Source organism: Nocardioides aequoreus (assembly GCF_000720335.1).
In the GTDB taxonomy this organism is placed as follows: domain Bacteria; phylum Actinomycetota; class Actinomycetes; order Propionibacteriales; family Nocardioidaceae; genus Marmoricola; species Marmoricola aequoreus.
In genome coordinates this window covers 345,325-366,673 of record NZ_JOJN01000002.1, presented here as the reverse complement: position 1 = coordinate 366,673, position 21,349 = coordinate 345,325, and the positions used below count along the sequence as shown (strand labels likewise).

Sequence of the window (21,349 nt, the reverse complement as noted above, 5' to 3'; positions counted from 1 at the left end):
TGCGTCGTCGCGTCCAACGAGACTTCCCTCACAAGGTCACGGTCGAAACCTCGTGTGAGCCCGGTCACGTCCGACGCGCCACCCGGTCAAGATACGGCGATACCGGGCAGCCTGCTACAGATCCGCGACATTCTCTACCCATCGGTAGCACGACTGTGCACCGAGCGCCGCCCACCGGAGGTCCGGCGGTGTGGAGCGGTCAGCGACAATGGCGCGGTGCCCGAGCAGAGCAGCGTCGTCCCGCACGCCCCCGTCGTCCCCGAGGTCTCGGCGGCCTGGTTCGAGCGCGCGCAGCGCGTGACCCCGGGCGGGGTCAACTCGCCCGTGCGCGCCTTCAACGCGGTGGGAGGCACGCCGCGCTTCATGGCCTCCGGCGAGGGCGCCTGGCTCACCGACGTCGACGGGCGGCGCTACGTCGACCTGATCTGCTCGTGGGGACCCCTGCTGCTGGGTCACGCCCACCCCGAGGTGCAGGCGCGGGTGGCCGAGGCGGTCGCGCGGGGCACGTCGTACGGCACCCCCACGCGCAGCGAGGTCGAGCTCGCCGAGGAGATCGTCGCGCGCACGCCGATCGAGCAGGTCCGGCTGGTCTCCTCGGGCACCGAGGCCACCATGTCGGCCATCCGGCTGGCCCGCGGCTTCACCGGGCGGGAGGTGGTGGTGAAGTTCGCCGGCTGCTACCACGGCCACGTCGACGCCCTGCTCGCCGAGGCCGGCAGCGGCCTCGCCACCCTCCGAGACACCTCGTCCCTCGGCTCCTCAGGACGACGCGCTACCTCGGTGGCCGGCACGCCCGGCGTCCCGGCCGCGTCGGTCGAGGCCACCGTGGTGCTGCCCTACAACGACCGCGCGGCGGTGGAGCGGCTCTTCGCCGAGCGCGGCAGCGAGATCGCCTGCCTGGTCACGGAGGCCTCGCCCGGCAACATGGGCGTGGTGCCGCCGGAGCCGGGCTTCAACGCCTTCCTGGCCGAGACCTGCGCCCGCCACGGCGCGCTGCTGGTCAGCGACGAGGTGATGACCGGCTTCCGCGTCTCCCGCCAGGGGCAGTGGGGGCTCGACGGCGCCCACGAGGGCTGGCGTCCCGACCTGATCACCTTCGGCAAGGTCATGGGCGGCGGCTTCCCCGCCGCGGCCTTCGGCGGCCGCGCCGACGTGATGGCGATGCTGTCGCCGGGCGGACCCGTCTACCAGGCCGGCACGCTGGCCGGCAACCCGGTGGCGACCACCGCCGGCCTCGCCACCCTGCGCCTGGCCACCGACGAGGTCTACGCCCACGTCGACGCCGCCGCCGCGCGCCTCTCGGCCGAGGTCGGCGCCCGGCTGACCCGGGCCGGGGTCCCGCACGTGGTGCAGTCGGGCGGCAACATGTTCTCGGTCTTCCTCGGTGTCGAGACCGGCCCGGTGCGTGACTTCGCGGCGGCGTCCGCCCAGGACACCGGCCTCTACCGCGCCTTCTTCCACGCCATGCTCGACCAGGGCGTCTACTTGCCGCCGAGCGCCTTCGAGGCCTGGTTCCTCTCCGCCGCCCACGATGACGAGGCGCTCGACCACGTGATCGGGGCGCTGCCGGCGGCCTGCGACGCGGCCGCGGCGGCGTACGACGAGGTCACGACGGGGGGTGGGCAGCGATGACGCAGCTCTCCGGTGACGGCCGCACCACGGTGCACCTGCTGCGCCACGGCGAGGTCTACAACCCCGACGGCATCCTCTACGGCCGCGCCGACGGCTACCACCTCTCCGCGCGCGGACGCCGCATGGCCGACCGCGTCGCCGACCGGATCGGCGACCGCGACATCACCCTGATCGTCTCCTCGCCGCTCGAGCGCGCGCAGGAGACCGCCGCCCCGCTCGCCCACGCCCGCGGCCTGGAGATCGAGACCGACGACCGGGTGATCGAGTCCAGCTCGATCTTCGAGGGGCAGCGCTTCGGCGTACGCCGGTCGATCCTGCGCGCCCCCGGCGTATGGCGCCACATCTGGAACCCCCTGGAGCCCTCGTGGGGCGAGCCCTACAAGGAGATCGCGGCCCGGATGCGCGCGGCCGTCGACGACGTCCGTCGGCGCGTCGAGGGCCACGAGGGCGTCATCGTCTCCCACCAGCTCCCGATCTGGACCGCGCGCCTGGCGGCCGAGGGTCGCTCCTACCTCCACGACCCGCGCAAGCGCCACTGCTCGCTGTGCTCGCTGACGTCCTTCACCTTCGAGGGCGACCGGCTGGTCCAGGTCGCCTACAGCGAGCCGGCCGGCGACCTGATCCCGGTGGCCGACCGCGGCAAGGCCTTCTCCTCGGGCGGCAAGGAGGAGCGCGCCGCGCAGCCGGGGGAGCGCGACGACCGATGAGGCGCACGGCCGCGCTCGTGGTGGCCGGGCTGCTCCTGCTCGTGGGCTGCTCGGACAACCCGTCGTCGGGCGACCAGGGCTTCGTCGGCAGCACCGGGCTGATCGACCGGGTCGCGGTCGCCGACCGCGAGCCGCCCGGGGCCGTGGAGGGGGAGACGCTCCAGGGGGAGCAGGTCTCGCTCGACGACTTCGCCGGGCAGGTCGTGGTGGTCAACGTCTGGGGCTCCTGGTGCCCGCCCTGCCGCAAGGAGGCGCCGCTGCTCGCGGAGGTCGCCCGCGACCTGGAGGACCGCGACGTCGCCTTCCTCGGCATCAACACGCGCGACTCCAGCCGTGACCAGGCGCTGGCCTTCGAGCGTCGCTTCGAGGTGCCCTACCCCTCCATCTACGACTCCAGCGGCCGCACCATGCTCGCCTTCTCCGGCGTGCTGCCGCCCAGTGCGATCCCGAGCACCCTGGTCATCGACGCCGAGGGCCGGGTGGCGGCCCGCATCCTCGACGAGGTGCCGAGCGCGCGCACGCTGGTGCAGCTGGTCGAGGACGTGCAGGAGGGCGGCGCGTGACGACGGCGTACGCCGTGGGCGTGCTCGACGGCCTGGGCGAGTGGTTCGCCACCCAGGCCTACTCCGGCTCGCTGCTGCTCGCGATCCCCGTGGCCCTGCTCGCGGGACTCGTCTCCTTCTTCAGCCCCTGCGTGGTGCCGCTGCTGCCCGGCTACCTCTCCTACGCCACCGGCCTCTCCGGCGCCGACCTGGCCGAGGGCAACGCCAGCCGCGGCCGGCTGCTGGCGGGCTCGCTGCTCTTCGTGCTCGGCTTCTCCTTCGTCTTCGTCTCCCTCGGCACCTTCATCGGGGCCGTCGGCGAGTGGCTCTGGGAGTACCGCGAGCCGATCACCATCGTGCTCGGCGCGCTCACCATCGTGCTCGGGCTGGTCTTCATCGGGGCGGTGCCCTGGGCGCAGCGCGACGTCCGCGTCCACGGGGCGCCGTACGTCGGGGTGGCGGCGGCGCCGCTGCTCGGCGTGCTCTTCGGTCTCGGCTGGACGCCCTGCATCGGGCCCACGCTGAGCGCCGTGCTGACGCTGAGCTACAACGAGGCCTCGGCGGGTCGCGGCGCGCTGCTGACGCTCTTCTACTGCCTGGGGCTCGGCGCCCCCTTCGTCGTCGCCGCGCTCGCCTACCGGCGCGTGCTGGGCCGGATCGGCTGGCTGCGCCGGCACCAGCGGGCCGTCACCGTGGTGGGGGGCGTCATGCTGGTGGCCGTGGGGCTGCTGCTGGTGACCGGGGCCTGGGACCACCTCATCGGCTGGCTGCGGGTGTGGTTCCCCGCCGACTTCGAGACGAGCGTGTGATGCCCCCCGACACCCGCCTCGACACCGACCTCGACCACCGGGCGTCGTCCTCCGCCCCGGCGCCGCCGCCCTCGGAGCCGCCGTCGCTGGCTCCCCGGGAGCTGGCGCGCTGGGCCTGGCGCCAGCTCACGTCGATGCGCACCGCGCTGCTGCTGCTCTTCCTGCTCGCCCTGGCCGCCGTGCCCGGCTCGGTGGTGCCGCAGGAGGGCGTCGACTCCACCCGCGTGGCGCAGTGGCAGGCCGACCACCCCCGGCTCACCCCCGTCTACGAGTGGCTGGGCCTCTTCTCGGTCTACGACTCGGTGTGGTTCTCCGCCATCTACATGCTGCTGATGGTCTCGCTGGTCGGCTGCATCGTCCCGCGCACCCGGGTCTACTGGCGCGGCCTGCGCGCCCAGCCCCCGCGCACGCCGCGGCGCCTCGACCGGCTCCCCGCCCACCGGTCCTTCACCACCGACGCCGCCCCCGAGGAGGTGCTCGGGCTGGCCCGGGAGCGGCTGCGCGCCCGTCGCTACCGGCTGCGCCGTCCCACCGACGACGCGAGCGACGAGGCCGGTGACGGCTCGGTCTCCGCCGAGCGCGGCTACCTGCGCGAGGCCGGCAACCTGGTCTTCCACCTCGCCATCATCGTGGTCCTGGTCGGGGTCGCGATGGGCTCGCTGTGGGGCTTCCGCGGCAGCGTCGTGGTGGTCACCGGCGACGGCTTCGCCAACACGCTGACCCGCTACGACGAGTTCAGCGCGGGTCCCTTCTTCGACCCCGACGACCTCGAGCCCTTCGACGTCACGATCGACGACTTCGACCTCACCTTCATCGAGGAGGGCCGCCAGCGCGGCATGGCCTCGCAGTTCCGCGCCGACGTGACCTACCGCTCCTCCCCGGACGCCGAGCCCGAGCAGCGCGAGCTCGCGGTCAACCACCCGCTCTCGGTCGACGACACCGACGTCTTCCTGATCGGCCACGGCTACGCCCCGCAGATCACGGTGCGCAACGACGACGGGTCGGTGGCGTACTCGGGACCCACGGTCTTCCTGCCCGAGGACACCACCTTCCGCAGCTTCGGGGTGGTGCGGGTGCCCGACGCCACCGGCGCCGACGGCGAGCGGCAGCAGATCGGGCTGGAGGGGGAGTTCTACCCCACCTACTTCTTCATCCGCGGCGAGGGCGGCGGGCCGGGCACGGCCTTCCCCGACGCCCGCAACCCGGTGGTCTCGATGCTCGCCTACGGCGGCGACCTGGGCATGGACGACGGCTCGCCGCAGTCGGTCTACCTGCTCGACAAGGACGCCCTCGAGCCGCTGACCGACGACGAGGGCAAGCCGGTGCGCGTCGACCTCGCCCTCGGCCAGACCGTCGACCTGCCCGACGGCCTCGGCAGCGTCAGCTTCGACGGGCTCTCGCGCTTCGTGAAGCTCGACGTGGCCGAGCGCCCCGGCCAGGGGCTGGCCCTGGCCGGCCTGGTCGTGGCGCTGCTCGGTCTGCTGGGCTCGCTCTACGTGCGGCCCCGACGCCTCTGGGTGCGGGCCGAGCGCACCGACGACGGGCGTACGCTCGTCAGCGTCGCAGGCCTCGACCGCAGCTCGGGCGGAGACCTCTCCGGTGAGCTCGACGACCTGGTGACGCGCCTTTCCCCCACGCCGCAGACCCCGCAGGAGCAGACGCCGTGACGCACGAGCAGTTCGAGGTGCTGAGCAACCAGGCGGTCGCCGCGTGCGCGGTCGTCTACTTCCTGGCGTTCCTCGCGCACATGGCCCAGTGGGCCGTCGGCCGCCGGGTCAGCGTCGAGGAGCGCACGCTGGCGACGGCGGGCGGGCCCGAGACGACCGAGCAGGTCGCGGCCTACCCCGACGACGACGCGGAGCCGGTGATGCGCGCGCGCCGCATCGGGGTCGCGCTCACGGTCGTGGCGGCCGCCGCGCACCTGCTGGCGGTGGTGGCCCGCGGCCTCGCGGCCGACCCCGAGCGGGTGCCGTGGGGCAACATGTACGAGTTCACGCTCACCGGCACGCTCGTGGTCACCGTGCTCTACCTGGTGCTCTACCGCCGCTACCGGCTCGGCTGGCTCTCGCCGGTCGTCACCGGCTTCGTGCTGGTCACGCTGATGATCGACGTGCTCGCCCTCTACGAGCCCGTGGTGCCGCTGCAGGACTCGCTGCAGTCGCCCTGGCTGGTCATCCACGTCATCGCCGCCATCATCGCGACGGGCGCCTTCACCATCGGTGGCATGTGCTCGCTGCTCTACCTGGTCAAGGAGCGGTGGGAGTCGCGACGCCCCGCCGGCGCGCCCCTGGGCGGCGGCTATCTCGCCCGGCTCCCCAGCCTCGCGGTGCTCGACCGGGTCGCCTACCGCACCCACGCCTTCGGCTTCCCGATCTGGACCTTCGCCGCGCTGATCACCGGCCCGATCTGGGCCCACTACGCCTGGGGCCGGGCCTGGGGCTGGGACCCCAAGGAGGTGTGGGCCTTCATCACCTGGGTGGTGTACGCCGCCTACCTCCACGCCAGGGCCACGTCGGGCTGGAAGGGCCGGTCGGCGGCGCTGATCGCGCTGGTCGGCCTGGCGACGCTGTGGTTCAACTTCATCGGCATCAACTTCTTCTTCGGCTCCGGCTCCCAGCACTCCTACGCCCTCGAGCTGGTCGCCTCCGTCACGACGGTGTAGCGGGTCACCGCGAGGGCCGTGCTGGCACACTGGAGCCATGTGGTTCCTCGTGCTGCTGCTCATCGTCGGTGCCTGCGCAGCGGCCTACCGCTTCCGGGTGCCGCTGCTCGCCAAGCTGCTCGGCCAGTCGGAGACCCGGGTGGCCCGTCAGCTCAAGCGCAAGGGCCACTGAGCGGCGCCACCCCGCCGGGGTCGCCGTCGCGCACGATCGCTGCTGGACCGCTGCCGGGTCGCTAGTCGACGTCCTCGCGTGAGCGCCGCTCCTCCATCTTGGAGCTGGCGGCCTCCGCGCGCCGCTGCACCTTCAGCGCGAAGGCGTCGCGCTGCCGCTTGAGCAGCTTCACGGAGAGCACGGCCGAGACGACGACGGCGAGCAGGAACGAGACGAGCAGCGTCCCCTGGCCCCACACCAGCACGCCGATGCCGCCGATGACGGCGTACGTCGCGACGAACAGCAGCATCCGCAGCGCGGTGTAGACGGCGAACTCCCTCATCCTGCGAGGGTATCGGGGAGACGTCACCGGTCCCCGCCTACCCTGGGGGCATGGGTCGGCTGGTGATCTTCCTGCTGCTGCTCGCGGTCGTCGTCTACGCCGCGTTCTGGCTGCTCGAGCGGCGCGCCGTACGCCGCCGCGGCGGTGGCGGTGGTCCCGCCGGTGGCGCGAGCGGCCGGCCGGCGCCCCGGGCGCCGCGCGGCCCCGACGACGACGAGGACTTCCTGCGCGAGCTGGAGCGCAAGCGCCGCCACCGCGAGCGCGAGGCCAAGAAGGACAAGGGCGAGGGCCAGGTCCCGCCGACCCCGCCGCCCGCGGCGCCCGACGCGGAGCAGCCGCCGGTCAAGGAGCCGGAGAAGCGCGACGACGGCGCGCCCGACTCCACCGCCAGCTGATCAGCCGTAGGTCGCCAGCAGCACGCCGAGGCCGCAGCCGAGCAGGATGCCCGCGCCGTAGAGCAGCGTGGCGACGCCGGTGTGCTGGAGCACCGGCACCAGGGCCGGCCCGGTGGCCTTCTCGCCGAGCACCAGGTCGAGGGCGCGGAAGGCCGGGGCGGCCGCGGCGAGGGCGAGGAGCACGTACCAGCTCGTGGTGAGCGCGACCCCCACGAGGACGACGGCGGCCAGGTCGAGCAGCAGCCCGTAGAGGTGGCGGGTGCGCTCGTCGCCGAGGCGCACCGCGAGCGTCATCTTGCCGGCCTCGCGGTCGGTCGGGATGTCGCGCAGGTTGTTGGCGACCAGGATCGCGCAGGTGAGCGCGCCCACCCCGATGGCGGCCCAGAGCGAGCCGAGCACGAAGCGCTCGGCCTGCACGTACGTCGTGCCGACGGTCGCCACCAGGCCGAAGAAGACGAAGACCATGACCTCGCCGAGCCCGGCGTAGCCGTAGGGCCGGCTGCCGCCGGTGTAGTACCAGGCCGCGACCAGGCACAGCGCCCCCACCGCCACCAGCCACCAGGACGTGGTGGCGGCGAGCACCAGGCCGACGACGCCGGCGGCGCCGAGGGCCGCGAGGGCGGCGAGCCTCACCGCGCGCGGCGACGCCACTCCCGACCCGACCAGCCGCATCGGCCCGACGCGGTCGGCGTCGGTGCCGCGGATGCCGTCGGAGTAGTCGTTGGCGTAGTTGACCCCGACCTGGAGCAGCAGCGCCACGGCGAGGGCCAGCAGCGCCTTCCACCACACCGCCTCGCGCTCCCACAGCGCCACGCCCGTGCCCGCGAGCACCGGCGCCACCGCCGCCGGGAGCGTGCGCGGTCGGGCGCCGGCGAGCCACTGGGCGGGGGAGGCCATGGGCCGGATCCTGCCAGGGCCCGAGCGCTGCCGGTTCCCCAGGTTCACCTGGGGTTCCTGCACTTCACACAGGTTGCAACGCGTGTGAGGAGCGGGATTCCCAGGTGAACCTGGGAAACCGGCACCGACGGCGGCTGACTACGGTGGCGGGGTGAGCCAGCCCGACGCCAGCCTGCGCCCCGTGGCGGGTACGCCGTCGCAGGTGCGGACGCTGCTGGAGGCGTGGGAGAGCGCCGACGTGGAGCCAAAGCCACTCGTCGTCGCGACCTCGGGCTCCACCGGCCGCCCCAAGCGCGTGGTGCTCTCGCGGCGAGCGATGCGGGCGAGCGCCGACGCGACCCACGCCCGGCTCGGCGGCCCGGGCACCTGGGAGCTCGACCTGCCGCCCACCTACGTCGCCGGCCTGCAGGTGCTCTACCGCACCCTGCGCGGCGGTGGCGGCGACCGGCGCTACACCTCGCTGGTGCCGACCCAGCTGGTGCGGGCGGTGCGCGAGCGCGATCCCGGCCCGGCGGCGTACGACGCGGTGCTAGTGGGGGGCGGGCCGCTCGACGCCGGGGTGCGGGCCGAGGCCGAGGCCGGCGGCGTCCGGGTCGTGCAGACCTACGGCATGAGCGAGACCTGCGGCGGCTGCGTCTACGACGGCGTGCCGCTCGACGGCGTCGAGGTGCGGGTGCGCGACGGCGAGGTGCAGCTGCGCGGGCCGGTGCTCTTCGACGGCTACGAGGGCGAGCCGGAGCGCACCGCCGCGGCGTACGACGAGGGCTGGCTGCGCACCGACGACCTCGGCGAGGTCGTCGACGGCCGGCTGCGGGTGACGGGCCGCCGCGACGACGTCGTGCTCAGCGGGGGCCTCAACGTGCCCGCCACCGCGGTCGCGCGGATGCTCGCCACGCACCCCGCCGTGAGCGAGGTGGTCGTGCTCGGCGTGCCCGACGAGGAGTGGGGCGAGCGGGTGGTGGCCTTCTGCGTGGCCGACGGGGTGCCCGAGGCCGAGCTGGCGGCCACGGTGGCCCCGCGCGAGTGGCGCCCCAAGCAGTGGGTGCGGCTCGACGCCGTGCCGCTGCTCCCCAACGGCAAGCCCGACCGCGCGGCCCTGCGAGCGCTCGCGTGAGCGTCTACTCGATCCCGCTGCGCACCCGCTTCCGCGGCCTCACCGAGCGCGAGGGGCTGCTGCTGCGTGGCGACGCCGGCTGGGGGGAGTGGAGCCCCTTCCTGGAGTACGACGACGCGGTCGCGCGGCCGTGGCTCGCCGCCGCGCGCGAGGCGGCCGACGAGGGCTTCCCCGCGCCGCTGCGCGCGGAGGTGCCGGTCAACGTGACCGTGCCCGCCTGCGACCCCGAGCGGGCTGCCGCGATCGTGCGCGCCGGGGGCTGCCGCACGGCGAAGGTCAAGGTCGCCGAGCCGGGGCAGGACCCGGGCGAGGACGAGGCCCGGCTCGAGGCGGTGCGCGAGGCGATCGGCGACGGCCTGGTGCGCATCGACGCCAACGGCGCCTGGGACGTCGACACCGCCGTCGAGCGCATCCGCGTGCTCGAGCGCGCCGCCGGCGGGCTGGAGTACGTCGAGCAGCCGTGCGCCGCGGTCGAGGAGCTGGCCGCCGTGCGTCGCCGCACCGACGTCCCCATCGCCGCCGACGAGTCGATCCGCCGCGCCGCCGACCCCTACCGGGTGCGCGACCTCGAGGCCGCCGACGTCGCGGTGCTCAAGGTGCAGCCGCTGGGCGGCGTGCGCGCCTGCCTGCGGATCGCCGAGGACATCGGCCTGCCCGTGGTGGTCTCCAGCGCGGTCGAGAGCAGCGTCGGCATCGCGATGGGCGTCGCCCTGGCGGCGGCCCTGCCCACCCTCGAGCACGCCTGCGGCCTCGCGACGGTGCAGCTGCTGACCGACGACGTCACCAGCGAGCCGCTGCTGCCCGTCGACGGCCGGCTGCCCGTGCGGGCGGTGCGTCCCGACCGGCTCGAGGCGGTCGCGGCGCCCGCCGGGCGGCGGCAGCACTGGGAGGCGCGCCTCGCGCGCGTGGGCGCGGAGGTGACGGCGTGAGCACCGAGCCGGAGGGCTTCCCGGCGCCGGGGGCGCAGCGCCTGGCCGTCGCCGTGGTCGACGGGCTGCTCGCCGCCGGAGCCACCGACGCCGTGCTCTGCCCGGGGTCGCGCAACGCGCCGCTGGCCTTCGCGCTGGCCGACGCCCCGCTGCGCCTGCACACCCGGATCGACGAGCGCACGGCCGGCTTCCTCGCGCTCGGCCTGGCCAAGGCCTCGCGACGGCCCGTGCCCGTGGTGTGCACCAGCGGCACCGCGGCCGCCAACCTGCACCCCGCCGTGCTCGAGGCCGCCCACGCGGGGGTGCCGCTCGTGGTCGTCACCGCCGACCGCCCCGCCCGGCTGCGCGGCACCGGCGCCAACCAGACCACCGACCAGGTCGGGCTCTTCGGCGACGCCGCCCCCTGCCTCGACCTCGACGCCCCCCGCGACCTCGACGTGCCGGAGCGGGGCCCCCTGCACCTCAACGTGCAGCTGGACGACCCGTTGGTGCCGCCCGCCGAGGGCATGCCCCTCCTCGCGGCCCCGGTCGGGCGTCCCGCGCCGCGCCCGCACCCCTGGCACGTCGACGCCGGCCCCGTCGAGATGCCGCTCGGGCCGCGCACGGTCGTGGTGGCCGGCGACGACGCCGGGCCGCCGGCGCGGATGCTGGCGGAGCGTGCCGGGTGGCCGCTCCTGGCCGAGCCCAGCTCGGGCTCCCGCACCGGCACCCACGCGCTGCGCTGCTACCGGCTGCTCCTGACGACCGCGCTCGCGGGGGAGGTCGAGCGTGTCGTGGTCGCGGGGCACCCGACGCTGAGCCGGCCCGTCCTGCGGCTGCTGGCCCGCGACGACGTCGAGGTGGTCGAGATCCCGGCGGCGGGCCGCTGGCCGGCCCGGCCCTTCCCCGTCGCGGCCAGCCAGCGCGCGCTCACCGCCGCGCCTGACGACCCCGCCTGGCTGGAGCGCTGGCGGACCGCCGACCGCGAGCTCGCCGCCCGGGTCGACGACCTGCTCCGACGACGTCCCGGTCTCACCCCGCACGAGGTCGCCCAGGTGGTCGACGCCGCCAACCCGCCGGGCGGCCTGCTCGTGGTGGGGGCCAGCAACCCGATCCGCGACCTCGACCTGATGGCCGGCGCCCACCCCGTAGGGCAGCGGCGGATGGTGCTGGCCAACCGCGGCCTGGCCGGCATCGACGGCACCGTCTCCACCGCCGTCGGCGCCGCCCTGGGGCGGCCGCGCTCGTCGCGCGCCACGGCGTACGTCGGCGACGTGACCTTCCTGCACGACATGACCGGCCTGGTGCTCGGGCCCGACGAGCCGCGTCCCGACCTCACCGTCGTGGTGGCCAACGACGACGGCGGCTCGATCTTCGCCACGCTGGAGCAGGGCGCCCCGGCGTACGCCGACCGCTTCGAGCGGCTCTTCGGCACCCCGCACGGCGTCGACCTGGCCGCGCTGTGCGCCGCCACGCGCACCCCCCACTGGCGCGTCGGGAGCCGCGCCGAGCTCGAGCACGCACTGGCCAGCCCCAACGGCGGCGTCGAGGTGGTCGAGGTGAGGCTGTCCAGACAGGACCGTCGAGCACTAGAGGAATCACTGCGCACCCTGGCAGGTTGATTTCTCGTGCACCTCGTCGTCCTGCTCGTCGCCATCGTCGTGGTGGTCGTGGTCGTCACGAGCCTGTGCGAGCGTGCCGACCTGCCGACCCCGCTGGTGCTCACGGTGGTCGGGGTGGCGGCGTCCTACCTGCCCTTCGTGCCGGAGGTCGCGCTCGAGCCCGAGGTGGTGCTCTTCGGCCTGCTGCCGCCGCTGCTGTACGCCGCCGCGCAGCAGACCAGCCTCGTCGACTTCAACGCCAACCGGCGCGCGATCCTGCTGCTCTCGGTGGGCCTCGTGATCGCGACCACGGTCGCGGTGGGCGTGGTCGTGCACGCCCTGCTGCCCGGGGTCGGGTGGCCGGCGGCGCTCGCGATCGGCGCCGTCGTGGCGCCGCCGGACGCGGTGGCGGCCACGGCCATCGGCCGCCGGATCGGGCTGCCGCGGCGCGTCGTGACCATCCTGGAGGGCGAGTCGCTGCTCAACGACGCGACCGCCCTCGTGGCGCTCAACACCGCGATCGCCGCGGGGATCGCCTCGCTGGCGTGGTGCGTGGTCGGGCTCGACTTCCTGGTCGCCGCGGTGGGCGGCGTCGCCGTCGGCCTGCTCTTCTACCTCGTCATCGGGTCGGCGCGCCGCCACGTCACCCTGGTGCCGATCGACACCGCGCTCGGCCTGGTGACGCCCTTCGCGGCGTACGTCGCGGCGGAGGAGATCCACGTGCCGACCGCCCCCGACCACTACAGCCACCCGAGCGGCGTGGTCGCGGTGGTCGTGGTCGGGCTGCTGCTGGGGCACCGGGCCCCCGTGCTGCAGCGCGCGCAGTCGCGGATCGCGGAGAGCATCAACTGGCGCAGCATCCAGTTCCTGCTCGAGAGCGCGGTCTTCCTGCTGATCGGCCTGCAGGCCGACACCATCATCCGCGACGCCTTCGGGGGCGAGGCCGCCCCCGGACGTGTGCTCACCGTCTGCGCGGCCACGCTGGTCGCGGTGGTGGTGGTGCGGCTCGCGTGGGTCTTCGGCTCCCGGATGCTCCTCATGACGCGGCTGCCCAGCGGCCGCAAGCCACCGCGCAGCTTCACCTTCCTCGTCGGCTGGGCCGGCATGCGCGGCGTGGTCACGCTCGCGGCGGCCTTCGTGATCCCCGAGGACACGCCCTACCGCGACGTGCTCCTGCTGGTCGCCTTCACCGTCGCCTTCGGCACCCTGCTGGGGCAGGGCGCGACCCTGCCCTGGGTGGCGCGGCGGCTGCAGGCGCCCTCGCCCGACCCGGCGTCCGACGCCCTGGCCCGCGCCACCCTGCTCCACCGGGCCTCGCAGGCGGGCCTGGCACGACTCGAGGAGCTCGCCGTCGACGACCCGCACCACGTCGCCGACACCATCCGCGACAAGGTCGAGCGGCGCGACTTCGCCGCGTGGGAGCGGGTCGGGCCGCAGCAGCAGGAGAACCCCAGCGACATCTACGCCCGCTGGCGCCAGGAGATGATCGACGTCGAGCGGTCGGCGGTGCTGGAGGTGCGCAGCACCGGCACGGTGCCGCACGAGGTGGTGGCCGAGGTCCTGGCCATGCTCGACGTCGAGGAGTCGATGCTGGCCTACAGCGTGGCCGAGCGCGACCGTGTGCACGCCGCGACGGCGACGCACCTGGAGGGCGACTGCGAGCACCTCCGGCAGGTCCCTCCCGCCGTCTCCCCCGACACCCCGGGGGAGTGCGGCGACTGCCGCCGCGAGGGCACCGCCTGGGTCCATCTGCGGATGTGCGTGCGCTGCGGCCACGTCGCGTGCTGCGACTCCTCCCCGGAGCGGCACGCCTCGCGCCACTTCCAGCACAGCGGCCACGAGGTGATGCGCTCGGCGGAGCCCGGCGAGGACTGGCGCTGGTGCTTCGTCGACCAGCTCACCGGCTGACCGGCTGGCTACGCTCCTCCCCATGCGGATCACCAAGTTCGGCCATGCCTGCGTGCGGATCGAGTCGGGGGACACCGTCCTGGTGATCGACCCCGGGGCCTTCACCGAGCAGGACGAGGCGGTCGAGGGCGCGACCGCGGTGCTGGTGACCCACGAGCACCCCGACCACTGGACCGTGGACCACCTGCGCCGTGCCGAGGCTCCGGTGCACACCATCGCGGCCGTCGCCGAGCAGGTGCGCAGCGCCGACGCAGGGCTCGACGACCGGCTCAGCGTCGTCCGTCCCGGTGACCGGCTCGACCTCGGCGTCCCCGTCGAGGTGGTCGGCGAGAAGCACGCCGTGATCCACCCCGCCCTGCCGCACTTCGACAACAGCGGCTTCCTCGTCGACGTCGAGGGCACGACCGTCTTCCACCCCGGCGACGCCCTCACCGTGCCCGACCGCCCGGTCGACCTGCTGCTGCTCCCGGTCAGCGCGCCCTGGCTGAAGATCTCCGAGGCGATCGACTTCGCCGTGGCGGTGGCGGCACCGCGCAACGTCGGCATCCACGACGCGATCTACAGCGAGACCGGCCACAAGGTCGTCACCAGCCACCTGGAGCGCTTCCTCGGCGAGCAGGGCGGCAGCTACGCCCGGCTCGCGCCCGGCGCCGACGTGGAGGTCTGACGCGCGTGGTCGAGTGGCTGCGCGGCCTCTCGGTGAGCGAGCTGGTCTGGCTCACGCTGCTCGTGCTGCTGGTGCTTCTCGTGGTCTCGGGCCTGCTGACCCGGGCCCTGGTGCGCCGCGGCCTGCGCACCCCGTGGGTCATCCGCCGCATCAACAGGGTCCGCGAGCGGGCGATCGACGTGGTCAAGCGGCCGATCACGGTGGCGGTGCTCGACGAGGTCGCCGACGTCATCGCCACCGGCCACTACACCAAGAACATCTCGGCCGCCCTCGTGGAGAACCACGACGAGCTCATCGAGCTGGTCCGCGAGAAGGTCCGCGACGACCCCGCGTCGCGGGTGGTCAACCGGCTGCCCGGCTACGACGCCATCGTCGGCCAGGTCACCGAGACCACGCTGCGGGTGCTGATCGAGATGCTCGGCGACCCCCGGATGGACGAGCTCGTCTCCGACCTGCTGCGCAACAACCTGCAGCAGATCAAGCGCGCCGTGCGCGAGCGCGAGCACGAGGAGGTCCGGCTCGACGAGCCCGACCCCGCCCCCATCCACCTCTCCCACCTGGCCCCCGACCGCCGCCGCTGACCCGTCGACAGGGGCTGCGGCTACGCGCCGGAGAGGGCGTCGCGCACGGGCAGGAACTTGGCCTGGGCCTCGGCGAGCTCGGCCTCGGGGTCGGAGCTGGCGACGATGCCGCAGCCGGCGAAGAGCCGCACCGTGCGGCCGGAGACGTGGGCCGAGCGCAGTGCGATGCCGAGCTCGCCGTCGCCGTGGGCGTCGAGCCAGCCGACGGGGGCGGCGTAGCGGTCGCGGTGCATGCCCTCGAGCTCGGTGATCAGCGCGACCGCGGCGTCCGTCGGGGTGCCGCCGACGGCGGCCGAGGGGTGCAGCGCCGAGGCGAGCAGCAACAGCGCCGCAGGGTCGTGCTCGCCGCCGGCGTCGTGGTCGTGGGTGACCCCCGTGACGTCGGTGGCCAGGTGCATCACGTTGGGCAGGTGCAGCACGAAGGGCACCTCCGGCACGTTGGTCGAGGAGCAGTACGGCGCCAGCGACTCGGCCACCGAGCGCACGGCGTACTCGTGCTCCTCGAGGTCCTTCGACGACCGGGCGAGCTGCCCCGCGAGGGCGGCGTCGCGCGAGACGTCGCCGGTGCGGCGGATGGTGCCGGCCAGCACGCGGGAGGTGATCAGCCCGCGCTCGCGGCGCACCAGCAGCTCGGGGGTGGCGCCGAGGAGGCCGTCGACGTGGAAGGTCCAGCACATCGGATAGTCGGCGGCCAGGCGCCGCAGCGGCCAGCGGACGTCGAGGTCGTCGTCGAGCGTGGCGAGCAGGTCGCGGGCCAGCACCACCTTCTCCAGGTCGCCCGAGCCGATCCGCGCCACGGCCTCGGCGACGACCGTCTCCCACGCGGCCCCGCTCATCGCGCCGTCGGCGAAGGTCAGCCCGCGCGGCGACGGTGGCTCCGTCGCGGGGGCGAGCGACGGCAGCGGGGCGAGCTCGTCGGGAGCCGTGACGGTGAGCCAGGCCCGGCCACCGCGTCGTCCGACGACCACGTGCGGCACGACGAGCACGCTGTCGCCCGGCTCGTCGGCGAAGCCGAAGCTCGCCAGGCACACCAGCCCGGAGCCCGGCAGGTCGACGTCGTCGCGCACCACCGCCGTGGTCGCGGTCTCGCGCCACCACTCCGCGGCCGTCTCGAAGCGCTGCGGCCCCGCGGTGTCGGCGCGGGCCGCCTCGCCCCACGCGACGATGCCCTCGCCGCGGCGCAACCAGGCCGTGGGCTGCTCGCCGGGTCCGGGGACGGGCAGCAGCGTGAGCAGGTCCTCGGGCAGCGAGGCCACGTCGAGCTCGACGGTGCGGGCCACGAGGCGGGCGGCCGGCGCCTGGGAGACCCGGTCGCTCGTCACGCGAGCGACTCTACGACCTCACGACCAGTAGACGACCACCGCGTCGCCCACCCGCACCTGGTCGAAGAGCCAGGTGATCCCCGGCAGGTCGCGCACGTTGACGCAGCCGTGCGAGGCCCCGGCGTAGCCCGTGGCGGCGAAGTCGGCCGAGTAGTGCACGGCCTGCCCGCCGGAGAAGAACATCGCGAAGGGCATGGGGGTGTCGTAGAGCGACGAGACGTGGTCGCGCGACTTCCAGCCCACCGAGAAGCGGCCCTCGCGGGTCGGGGTGAACTCCGAGCCGAAGCGCACCGCCAGCGTGCGGAGCACCTGGCCGTCGACGACCCAGCGCAGCGTGCTGCTGGCCTTGTCGACACACAGCACCCGGCCGGTGAGGCAGCGCGGGTCGAGGCCGGCGTCGGTCTCGACGTCGCCGGGGAAGCGGTTGGCCAGCTCGTCGGCCGTGGGCTCCCGCGTCATCGCGAGCAGCCGGTCCATGGTGCGCTGGTCGACGTAGCCCGTCTCGGCGATGCGGCGCTTCTCCTGGAAGCCGCGCACCGCCTCGGCGAGCGTGTCGTCGTAGCGGTCGTCGACGTCGCCGTAGACCCAGGCGATCTGGCGCAGCCGCGACTGCAGCTCCCTGACCTCGGCGGAGTCGTCGCCAGGTCCGAGCAGCCGCGGCCCCGGCGCCGGGACGGCGTACGGCCGCACGGCGGGCAGGGGTGCCGGCCGCGCCGTCGCGCGGGTGCCGCTCCACCGCTCCGGTGTGCGCACCGGAGCGGTGTCCGGTGTCGTCGCAAGGCTCGTCGGGGTCGGGGAGGCGCTGGACGTCTCACCGGGCGCGGCCGCCTGTGCGGAGGCGTCGCCCACCCGGTGGGAGAGCGTGAAGCCGACGGCACTGGTGGCGAGGAGCACCAGCGCGACCATCACCGAGGTGCCCCAGGGGAAGGTGCGGGACATGGGGACCATCCTCACCGAGCCGACGGCGCTCTCCCGGTAGGACTCCCCGCAGCGCCCCGCGGTTTCGCAGCGTCCCCCGGCCCCGCCTACGCTTCGCTGCGTGACCCGAGCGAGCCTGGACAAGCGCCCCGACGAGGTGCAGGCGATGTTCGACGCCGTCGCCAAGCGCTACGACGTCACCAACGACGTGCTCTCGCTCGGGCAGGACCGCCGCTGGCGCCGCGCCGTGCTGCGCGCGGTCGACCCGCGGCCGGGCATGCGGGTGCTCGACCTCGCCGCCGGCACCGGCACCTCCTCGGTGCCCTTCGCCGAGCACGGCGCCCACGTCGTGCCCTGCGACTTCTCGGTCGGGATGCTGCGCGTCGGCAAGAAGGCGCGGCCGCAGCTGCCCTTCACGGCCGGAGACGCCACCCGGCTGCCCTTCGCCGACGACTCCTTCGACGCCGCCACGATCAGCTTCGGGCTGCGCAACGTCGTCGACCCCGATGCAGGCCTTCGCGAGATCCGCCGCGTCGTGCGCCCGGGCGGGCGGCTGGTGGTCTGCGAGTTCAGCAGCCCGACGTGGGCGCCCTTCCGCACCGTCTACGTCGAGTACCTGATGCGGGCGCTGCCCCCGGTGGCGCGCGCCGTCTCCTCCAGCCCCGACGCCTACGTCTACCTCGCCGAGTCGATCCGGTCGTGGCCCGACCAGCCGGCCCTGGCCGCGCGCCTGGCCGCGGCGGGGTGGCACGACGTGGAGTGGCAGAACCTCTCCGCCGGCATCGTGGCGCTCCATCGCGCCACCGCCTGAGCCTCGTAATTACGCAACAGCACCGTGCGGTAAATCTGCAGGTCAGGCCGGGTACGACACCCCCGGAGGGGGGTTCGCGGGATGTGACGCGGGCCTCTATGCTGAGTGGTCGCCGGACTTCGTGAAGCATTTCACGAGTGCACGAGCACAGTCGCTGACGAGGAGGACCATGGAGCTCTACACGCCGATCCTGGCGCTGATGGTCCTGGCGCTCGGCTTCGCCGTCTTCTCGGTGGTGGTCAGCTCGCTGACCGGCCCGGCCCGCTACAACCGGGCCAAGCTCGACTCCTACGAGTGCGGCATCGAGCCGACGCCGCAGGCCCACGGCGGTGGGCGCATCCCCGTGAAGTACTACACCGTCGCGATGACCTTCATCATCTTCGACGTCGAGATCATGTTCCTCGTGCCGTGGGCGATCTACTTCGACGAGCTGGCCCTCTTCGGCTTCCTCGCGATGCTGCTCTTCCTGGTCAACATCACCATCGCCTACGTCTACGAGTTCAAGCGCGGGGGACTCGACTGGGACTGAGTCCCGGCCGACCCCCCCCGACACCACCCCAGTCACGCACCACTCCCCGGAGGGACCGAACCAGTGGGAATCGAGGAGAAGCTCCCCAGCGGGGTGCTCCTGACCACCGTCGAGGGCGTCGCCGGCTACATGCGCAAGGCGTCCTTCTGGCCCGCCACCTTCGGCCTGGCCTGCTGCGCCATCGAGATGATGACCAGCGGCGGACCGAAGTACGACCTCGCACGCTTCGGCATGGAGGTCTTCCGGGCCAGCCCGCGCCAGGCCGACCTGATGATCGTCGCGGGTCGGGTCAGCCAGAAGATGGCGCCGGTGCTCCGCCAGATCTACGACCAGATGGCCGAGCCCAAGTGGGTCCTCGCCATGGGCGTGTGCGCCAGCTCGGGCGGCATGTTCAACAACTACGCGATCGTCCAGGGCGTCGACCACGTCGTGCCGGTCGACATGTACCTGCCCGGCTGCCCCCCGCGTCCCGAGATGCTCATTGACGCGATCCTCAAGCTCCACGACCAGGTGCAGGCGACCAAGATGGGCGCCCACCGCACCGCCGAGATCGTCGAGCAGGAGACCGCCGCGCTCAACGCCGCGCCCACCAGCCAGATGAAGGGGCTCATGCGGTGAGCGAGGACCAGGAGCCCCGCACCGAGAACGACCGTCCGGCCCGCACCGAGCCCGACGTCACGTCACGGCTGCCGGAGAACACCCCCTCGCCCACGGGCGCGGGTCCCGAGCCCCTCGGCCGGCGCCAGGGCATGTTCGGCGTCCGCGGCACCGGTGACACCTCCGGCTACGGCGGGCTGGTGCGCGAGGTGGCGATGCCGGGCGGCACCGAGGCGCCGTACGGCGGCTGGTTCGACGAGGTCGCCACCGCGCTGGCCGAGGGCGCCGCCGACGACGGCATCGGCGCGCCCTTCGAGAAGGTCGTGGTCCACCGCGGCGAGATCACCTTCTTCGTGCGCCGCGAGCACCTGGCCGCCCTGGCGCGGCGGCTCCGCGACGACGCGCGGCTGCGCTTCGAGCTGTGCTCCTCGGTCAGCGGGGTGCACTACCCCGAGGACACCGGTCGCGAGCTGCACGTCGTCTACCACCTGCTCTCGATGACCCACAACCGCCGGATCCGCCTCGAGGTGACCTGCCCCGACGCCGACCCGCACGTGCCGAGCGTGGTGCCGACCTACCCCACCGCCGACTGGCACGAGCGCGAGGCCTTCGACTTCTTCGGCATCGTCTTCGACGGCCACCCCGCGCTCACCCGCATCCAGATGCCGGACGACTGGCCCGGCCACCCCCAGCGCAAGGACTACCCCTTGGGCGGGATCCCCGTGGAGTACAAGGGCGGCACCATCCCGCCGCCCGACACCCGAAGGGCCTACAACTGATGCGGCCCGGCCACCCCCAGCGCAAGGACACTGCGCCGTCTGGCGCCCTCCGGGCGCAGGGCGGCACCATCCCGCCGCCCGACACCCGAAGGGCCTACCACTGATGACACAGGACGCGTACGCCGCCGGCGCGGAGACCAGCCAGGGACGGGTCTTCACCGTCACCGGGCAGGACTGGGACTCCATCACCGAGGGCCTGCAGGAGGAGCACGACGACAAGGTCGTGGTCAACATGGGGCCCCAGCACCCCTCGACGCACGGGGTGCTCCGGCTGATCCTGGAGCTCGAGGGCGAGACCGTCACCGAGGCCCGGTGCGGCATCGGCTACCTGCACACCGGCATCGAGAAGAACATGGAGTTCCGCACCTGGGTGCAGGGCACCACCTTCTGCACCCGGATGGACTACCTGAGCCCCTTCTACAACGAGGCGACCTACGCCATGGGCGTCGAGCGGCTGCTCGACATCGAGGACGACGTGCCGGAGAAGGCGCAGGTCATGCGGGTGCTCCTGATGGAGCTCAACCGGCTCTCCTCCCACCTCGTCTGCATCGCCACCGGCGGCATGGAGATCGGCGCGCTCACCGTCATGACGGTGGGCTTCCGCGAGCGCGAGCTGGTCCTCGACCTCTTCGAGCTCATCACCGGGCTGCGCATGAACCACGCCTTCATCCGCCCCGGCGGCGTCGCCCAGGACCTTCCGGCCGGCGCCCTCGACGAGATCCGCGACTTCGTCAAGCTGATGAAGAAGCGGCTGCCCGAGTACGCCGCGCTCTGCAACGCCAACCCGATCTTCAAGGCCCGCCTCGACGGCGTCGGTCACCTCGACCTCGCCGGCTGCCTGGCGCTCGGCATCACCGGTCCCGTGCTGCGCTCCACCGGCTACCCGTGGGACCTGCGCAAGAGCCAGCCCTACAGCGGCTACGAGGACTACGAGTTCGACGTCCCGACCCGCGACTCCATGGACGCCTACGGCCGCTTCCGGATCCGGCTCGACGAGATGTGGGAGTCGCTGCGCATCGTCGAGCAGGCCACCGACCGGCTCGCGGACCTGGAGGGCGCTCCCGTGATGGTGGCCGACAAGAAGATCGCGTGGCCCAGCCAGCTCTCGATCGGCGCCGACGGCATGGGCAACAGCCCCGACCACATCCAGCACATCATGGGCGAGTCGATGGAGGCCCTGATCCACCACTTCAAGCTGGTGACCGAGGGCTTCCGCGTCCCGCCGGGCCAGGCCTACGTGCCGGTCGAGTCGCCCCGCGGCGAGCTCGGCGCCCACGTCGTCTCCGACGGCGGCACCCGGCCCTTCCGCGCGCACTTCCGCGACCCGTCCTTCGTCAACCTGCAGGCGACCTCCGTGATGAGCGAGGGCGGCCAGGTGGCCGACGTCATCGTGGCGATCGCCTCCATCGACCCCGTGATGGGAGGTGTCGACCGATGAACCACCCCACCCGATTCTCTCCGTCCCCCGCTTCGCTC

General features: G+C 73.8%; 23 protein-coding genes. 19 read left to right on the top strand and 4 right to left on the bottom strand.

Annotated elements, in window-relative coordinates; genetic code table 11:
- Nucleotides 1-216 precede the first annotated feature (216 nt).
- Genes hemL through IG63_RS23790 form a run of 7 tightly spaced genes read left to right on the top strand, consistent with a single transcriptional unit; the run spans nt 217 to nt 6,524 of the window.
- Nucleotides 217-1,632, top strand: a complete 1,416-nt coding sequence (hemL, locus tag IG63_RS0104305) for a glutamate-1-semialdehyde 2,1-aminomutase (protein WP_036194385.1) — start codon at nt 217-219, stop codon at nt 1,630-1,632.
- Entirely contained in the window at nt 1,629-2,339 is a 711-nt protein-coding gene (locus IG63_RS0104300; RefSeq protein ID WP_030483148.1) for a histidine phosphatase family protein, read from the top strand. The genes hemL and IG63_RS0104300 overlap by 4 nt, the downstream gene beginning before the upstream one ends.
- Nucleotides 2,336-2,902, top strand: a complete 567-nt coding sequence (locus IG63_RS0104295; RefSeq protein WP_030483147.1) for a TlpA disulfide reductase family protein — start codon at nt 2,336-2,338, stop codon at nt 2,900-2,902. The genes IG63_RS0104300 and IG63_RS0104295 overlap by 4 nt, the downstream gene beginning before the upstream one ends.
- A gap of 32 nt (nt 2,903-2,934) precedes the next feature.
- Complete coding sequence (locus IG63_RS0104290) at nt 2,935-3,690, top strand: cytochrome c biogenesis CcdA family protein (protein ID WP_030483146.1); 756 nt, start codon at nt 2,935-2,937, stop codon at nt 3,688-3,690.
- On the top strand, nt 3,690-5,357 hold the full coding sequence (resB, locus tag IG63_RS0104285; protein ID WP_030483145.1) for a cytochrome c biogenesis protein ResB: 1,668 nt from the start codon (nt 3,690-3,692) through the stop codon (nt 5,355-5,357). Before IG63_RS0104290 ends, resB begins: the two co-directional genes overlap by 1 nt.
- The gene (ccsB, locus tag IG63_RS0104280) at nt 5,354-6,352 is read left to right on the top strand and encodes a c-type cytochrome biogenesis protein CcsB (RefSeq protein ID WP_036194382.1); all 999 of its coding nucleotides are present in this window, start codon (nt 5,354-5,356) and stop codon (nt 6,350-6,352) included. Before resB ends, ccsB begins: the two co-directional genes overlap by 4 nt.
- A 37-nt stretch (nt 6,353-6,389) precedes the next feature.
- Nucleotides 6,390-6,524, top strand: coding sequence for a hypothetical protein (locus IG63_RS23790; protein WP_281174263.1), 135 nt, complete (start codon nt 6,390-6,392; stop codon nt 6,522-6,524).
- 61 nt (nt 6,525-6,585) lie between these two features.
- Here the strand turns inward: IG63_RS23790 and IG63_RS0104270 are convergent, their stop codons facing one another.
- Entirely contained in the window at nt 6,586-6,846 is a 261-nt protein-coding gene (locus IG63_RS0104270; protein WP_030483143.1) for a DUF4229 domain-containing protein, read from the bottom strand.
- A 50-nt stretch (nt 6,847-6,896) separates the two neighbouring features.
- Here IG63_RS0104270 and IG63_RS21280 point away from each other — a divergent pair, with 50 nt between their 5' ends.
- Nucleotides 6,897-7,241: a hypothetical protein gene (locus IG63_RS21280; RefSeq protein WP_051706133.1), complete on the top strand. Its 345-nt coding sequence runs from the start codon at nt 6,897-6,899 to the stop codon at nt 7,239-7,241.
- On the opposite strand, the gene IG63_RS0104260 is transcribed toward IG63_RS21280, so the two are convergent.
- Nucleotides 7,242-8,138 carry a 1,4-dihydroxy-2-naphthoate polyprenyltransferase gene (locus IG63_RS0104260; RefSeq protein ID WP_030483141.1) on the bottom strand — a complete coding sequence of 299 codons (897 nt, stop codon included), beginning with the start codon at nt 8,136-8,138 and terminating at the stop codon, nt 7,242-7,244.
- Between the two features lie 151 nt (nt 8,139-8,289).
- Between IG63_RS0104260 and IG63_RS0104255 the strand changes: the two genes are divergently transcribed.
- The 6 genes from IG63_RS0104255 to IG63_RS0104230 are packed head-to-tail and all read left to right on the top strand — an operon-like array spanning nt 8,290 to nt 14,917.
- Nucleotides 8,290-9,252, top strand: coding sequence for an AMP-binding enzyme (locus tag IG63_RS0104255; protein WP_245604311.1), 963 nt, complete (start codon nt 8,290-8,292; stop codon nt 9,250-9,252).
- Complete coding sequence (locus tag IG63_RS0104250) at nt 9,249-10,181, top strand: o-succinylbenzoate synthase (RefSeq protein ID WP_030483139.1); 933 nt, start codon at nt 9,249-9,251, stop codon at nt 10,179-10,181. Before IG63_RS0104255 ends, IG63_RS0104250 begins: the two co-directional genes overlap by 4 nt.
- On the top strand, nt 10,178-11,782 hold the full coding sequence (menD, locus tag IG63_RS0104245) for a 2-succinyl-5-enolpyruvyl-6-hydroxy-3-cyclohexene-1-carboxylic-acid synthase (protein WP_030483138.1): 1,605 nt from the start codon (nt 10,178-10,180) through the stop codon (nt 11,780-11,782). Before IG63_RS0104250 ends, menD begins: the two co-directional genes overlap by 4 nt.
- A gap of 6 nt (nt 11,783-11,788) precedes the next feature.
- Entirely contained in the window at nt 11,789-13,669 is a 1,881-nt protein-coding gene (locus IG63_RS0104240; protein WP_030483137.1) for a cation:proton antiporter domain-containing protein, read from the top strand.
- A gap of 22 nt (nt 13,670-13,691) precedes the next feature.
- A complete protein-coding gene (locus IG63_RS0104235; protein ID WP_030483136.1) occupies nt 13,692-14,336 on the top strand; it encodes an MBL fold metallo-hydrolase in 645 nt (214 codons plus the stop codon).
- Nucleotides 14,337-14,341: 5 nt separating this feature from the next.
- Nucleotides 14,342-14,917 carry a hypothetical protein gene (locus tag IG63_RS0104230; protein WP_051706132.1) on the top strand — a complete coding sequence of 192 codons (576 nt, stop codon included), beginning with the start codon at nt 14,342-14,344 and terminating at the stop codon, nt 14,915-14,917.
- Between the two features lie 20 nt (nt 14,918-14,937).
- On the opposite strand, the gene IG63_RS0104225 is transcribed toward IG63_RS0104230, so the two are convergent.
- On the bottom strand, nt 14,938-16,239 hold the full coding sequence (locus IG63_RS0104225) for an isochorismate synthase (RefSeq protein ID WP_030483134.1): 1,302 nt from the start codon (nt 16,237-16,239) through the stop codon (nt 14,938-14,940).
- A gap of 18 nt (nt 16,240-16,257) precedes the next feature.
- On the bottom strand, nt 16,258-17,178 hold the full coding sequence (locus IG63_RS0104220) for a L,D-transpeptidase family protein (RefSeq protein ID WP_030483133.1): 921 nt from the start codon (nt 17,176-17,178) through the stop codon (nt 16,258-16,260).
- A gap of 100 nt (nt 17,179-17,278) precedes the next feature.
- Between IG63_RS0104220 and IG63_RS0104215 the strand changes: the two genes are divergently transcribed.
- From IG63_RS0104215 to IG63_RS0104195, 5 genes are all read left to right on the top strand, one after another.
- The gene (locus IG63_RS0104215) at nt 17,279-17,968 is read left to right on the top strand and encodes a demethylmenaquinone methyltransferase (RefSeq protein WP_030483132.1); all 690 of its coding nucleotides are present in this window, start codon (nt 17,279-17,281) and stop codon (nt 17,966-17,968) included.
- 169 nt (nt 17,969-18,137) lie between these two features.
- The gene (locus IG63_RS0104210; RefSeq protein WP_030483131.1) at nt 18,138-18,497 is read left to right on the top strand and encodes an NADH-quinone oxidoreductase subunit A; all 360 of its coding nucleotides are present in this window, start codon (nt 18,138-18,140) and stop codon (nt 18,495-18,497) included.
- Nucleotides 18,498-18,560: 63 nt separating this feature from the next.
- The gene (locus IG63_RS0104205; protein WP_030483130.1) at nt 18,561-19,115 is read left to right on the top strand and encodes a NuoB/complex I 20 kDa subunit family protein; all 555 of its coding nucleotides are present in this window, start codon (nt 18,561-18,563) and stop codon (nt 19,113-19,115) included.
- Between the two features lie 68 nt (nt 19,116-19,183).
- Nucleotides 19,184-19,873: an NADH-quinone oxidoreductase subunit C gene (locus IG63_RS0104200; RefSeq protein WP_051706238.1), complete on the top strand. Its 690-nt coding sequence runs from the start codon at nt 19,184-19,186 to the stop codon at nt 19,871-19,873.
- A gap of 103 nt (nt 19,874-19,976) precedes the next feature.
- Complete coding sequence (locus tag IG63_RS0104195) at nt 19,977-21,311, top strand: NADH-quinone oxidoreductase subunit D (protein WP_030483128.1); 1,335 nt, start codon at nt 19,977-19,979, stop codon at nt 21,309-21,311.
- Nucleotides 21,312-21,349 lie beyond the last annotated feature (38 nt).

Coding starts and splice junctions, on each gene's coding strand:
- IG63_RS0104300 (WP_030483148.1), top strand. CDS start 1,629: ATGACGCAGCTCTCCGGTGACGGCCGCACCACGGTGCACCTGCTGCGC.
- IG63_RS0104295 (WP_030483147.1), top strand. CDS start 2,336: ATGAGGCGCACGGCCGCGCTCGTGGTGGCCGGGCTGCTCCTGCTCGTG.
- resB (WP_030483145.1), top strand. CDS start 3,690: ATGCCCCCCGACACCCGCCTCGACACCGACCTCGACCACCGGGCGTCG.
- IG63_RS23790 (WP_281174263.1), top strand. CDS start 6,390: ATGTGGTTCCTCGTGCTGCTGCTCATCGTCGGTGCCTGCGCAGCGGCC.
- IG63_RS0104270 (WP_030483143.1), bottom strand. CDS start 6,846: ATGAGGGAGTTCGCCGTCTACACCGCGCTGCGGATGCTGCTGTTCGTC.
- IG63_RS21280 (WP_051706133.1), top strand. CDS start 6,897: ATGGGTCGGCTGGTGATCTTCCTGCTGCTGCTCGCGGTCGTCGTCTAC.
- IG63_RS0104260 (WP_030483141.1), bottom strand. CDS start 8,138: ATGGCCTCCCCCGCCCAGTGGCTCGCCGGCGCCCGACCGCGCACGCTC.
- IG63_RS0104235 (WP_030483136.1), top strand. CDS start 13,692: ATGCGGATCACCAAGTTCGGCCATGCCTGCGTGCGGATCGAGTCGGGG.
- IG63_RS0104220 (WP_030483133.1), bottom strand. CDS start 17,178: ATGTCCCGCACCTTCCCCTGGGGCACCTCGGTGATGGTCGCGCTGGTG.
- IG63_RS0104210 (WP_030483131.1), top strand. CDS start 18,138: ATGGAGCTCTACACGCCGATCCTGGCGCTGATGGTCCTGGCGCTCGGC.
- IG63_RS0104195 (WP_030483128.1), top strand. CDS start 19,977: ATGACACAGGACGCGTACGCCGCCGGCGCGGAGACCAGCCAGGGACGG.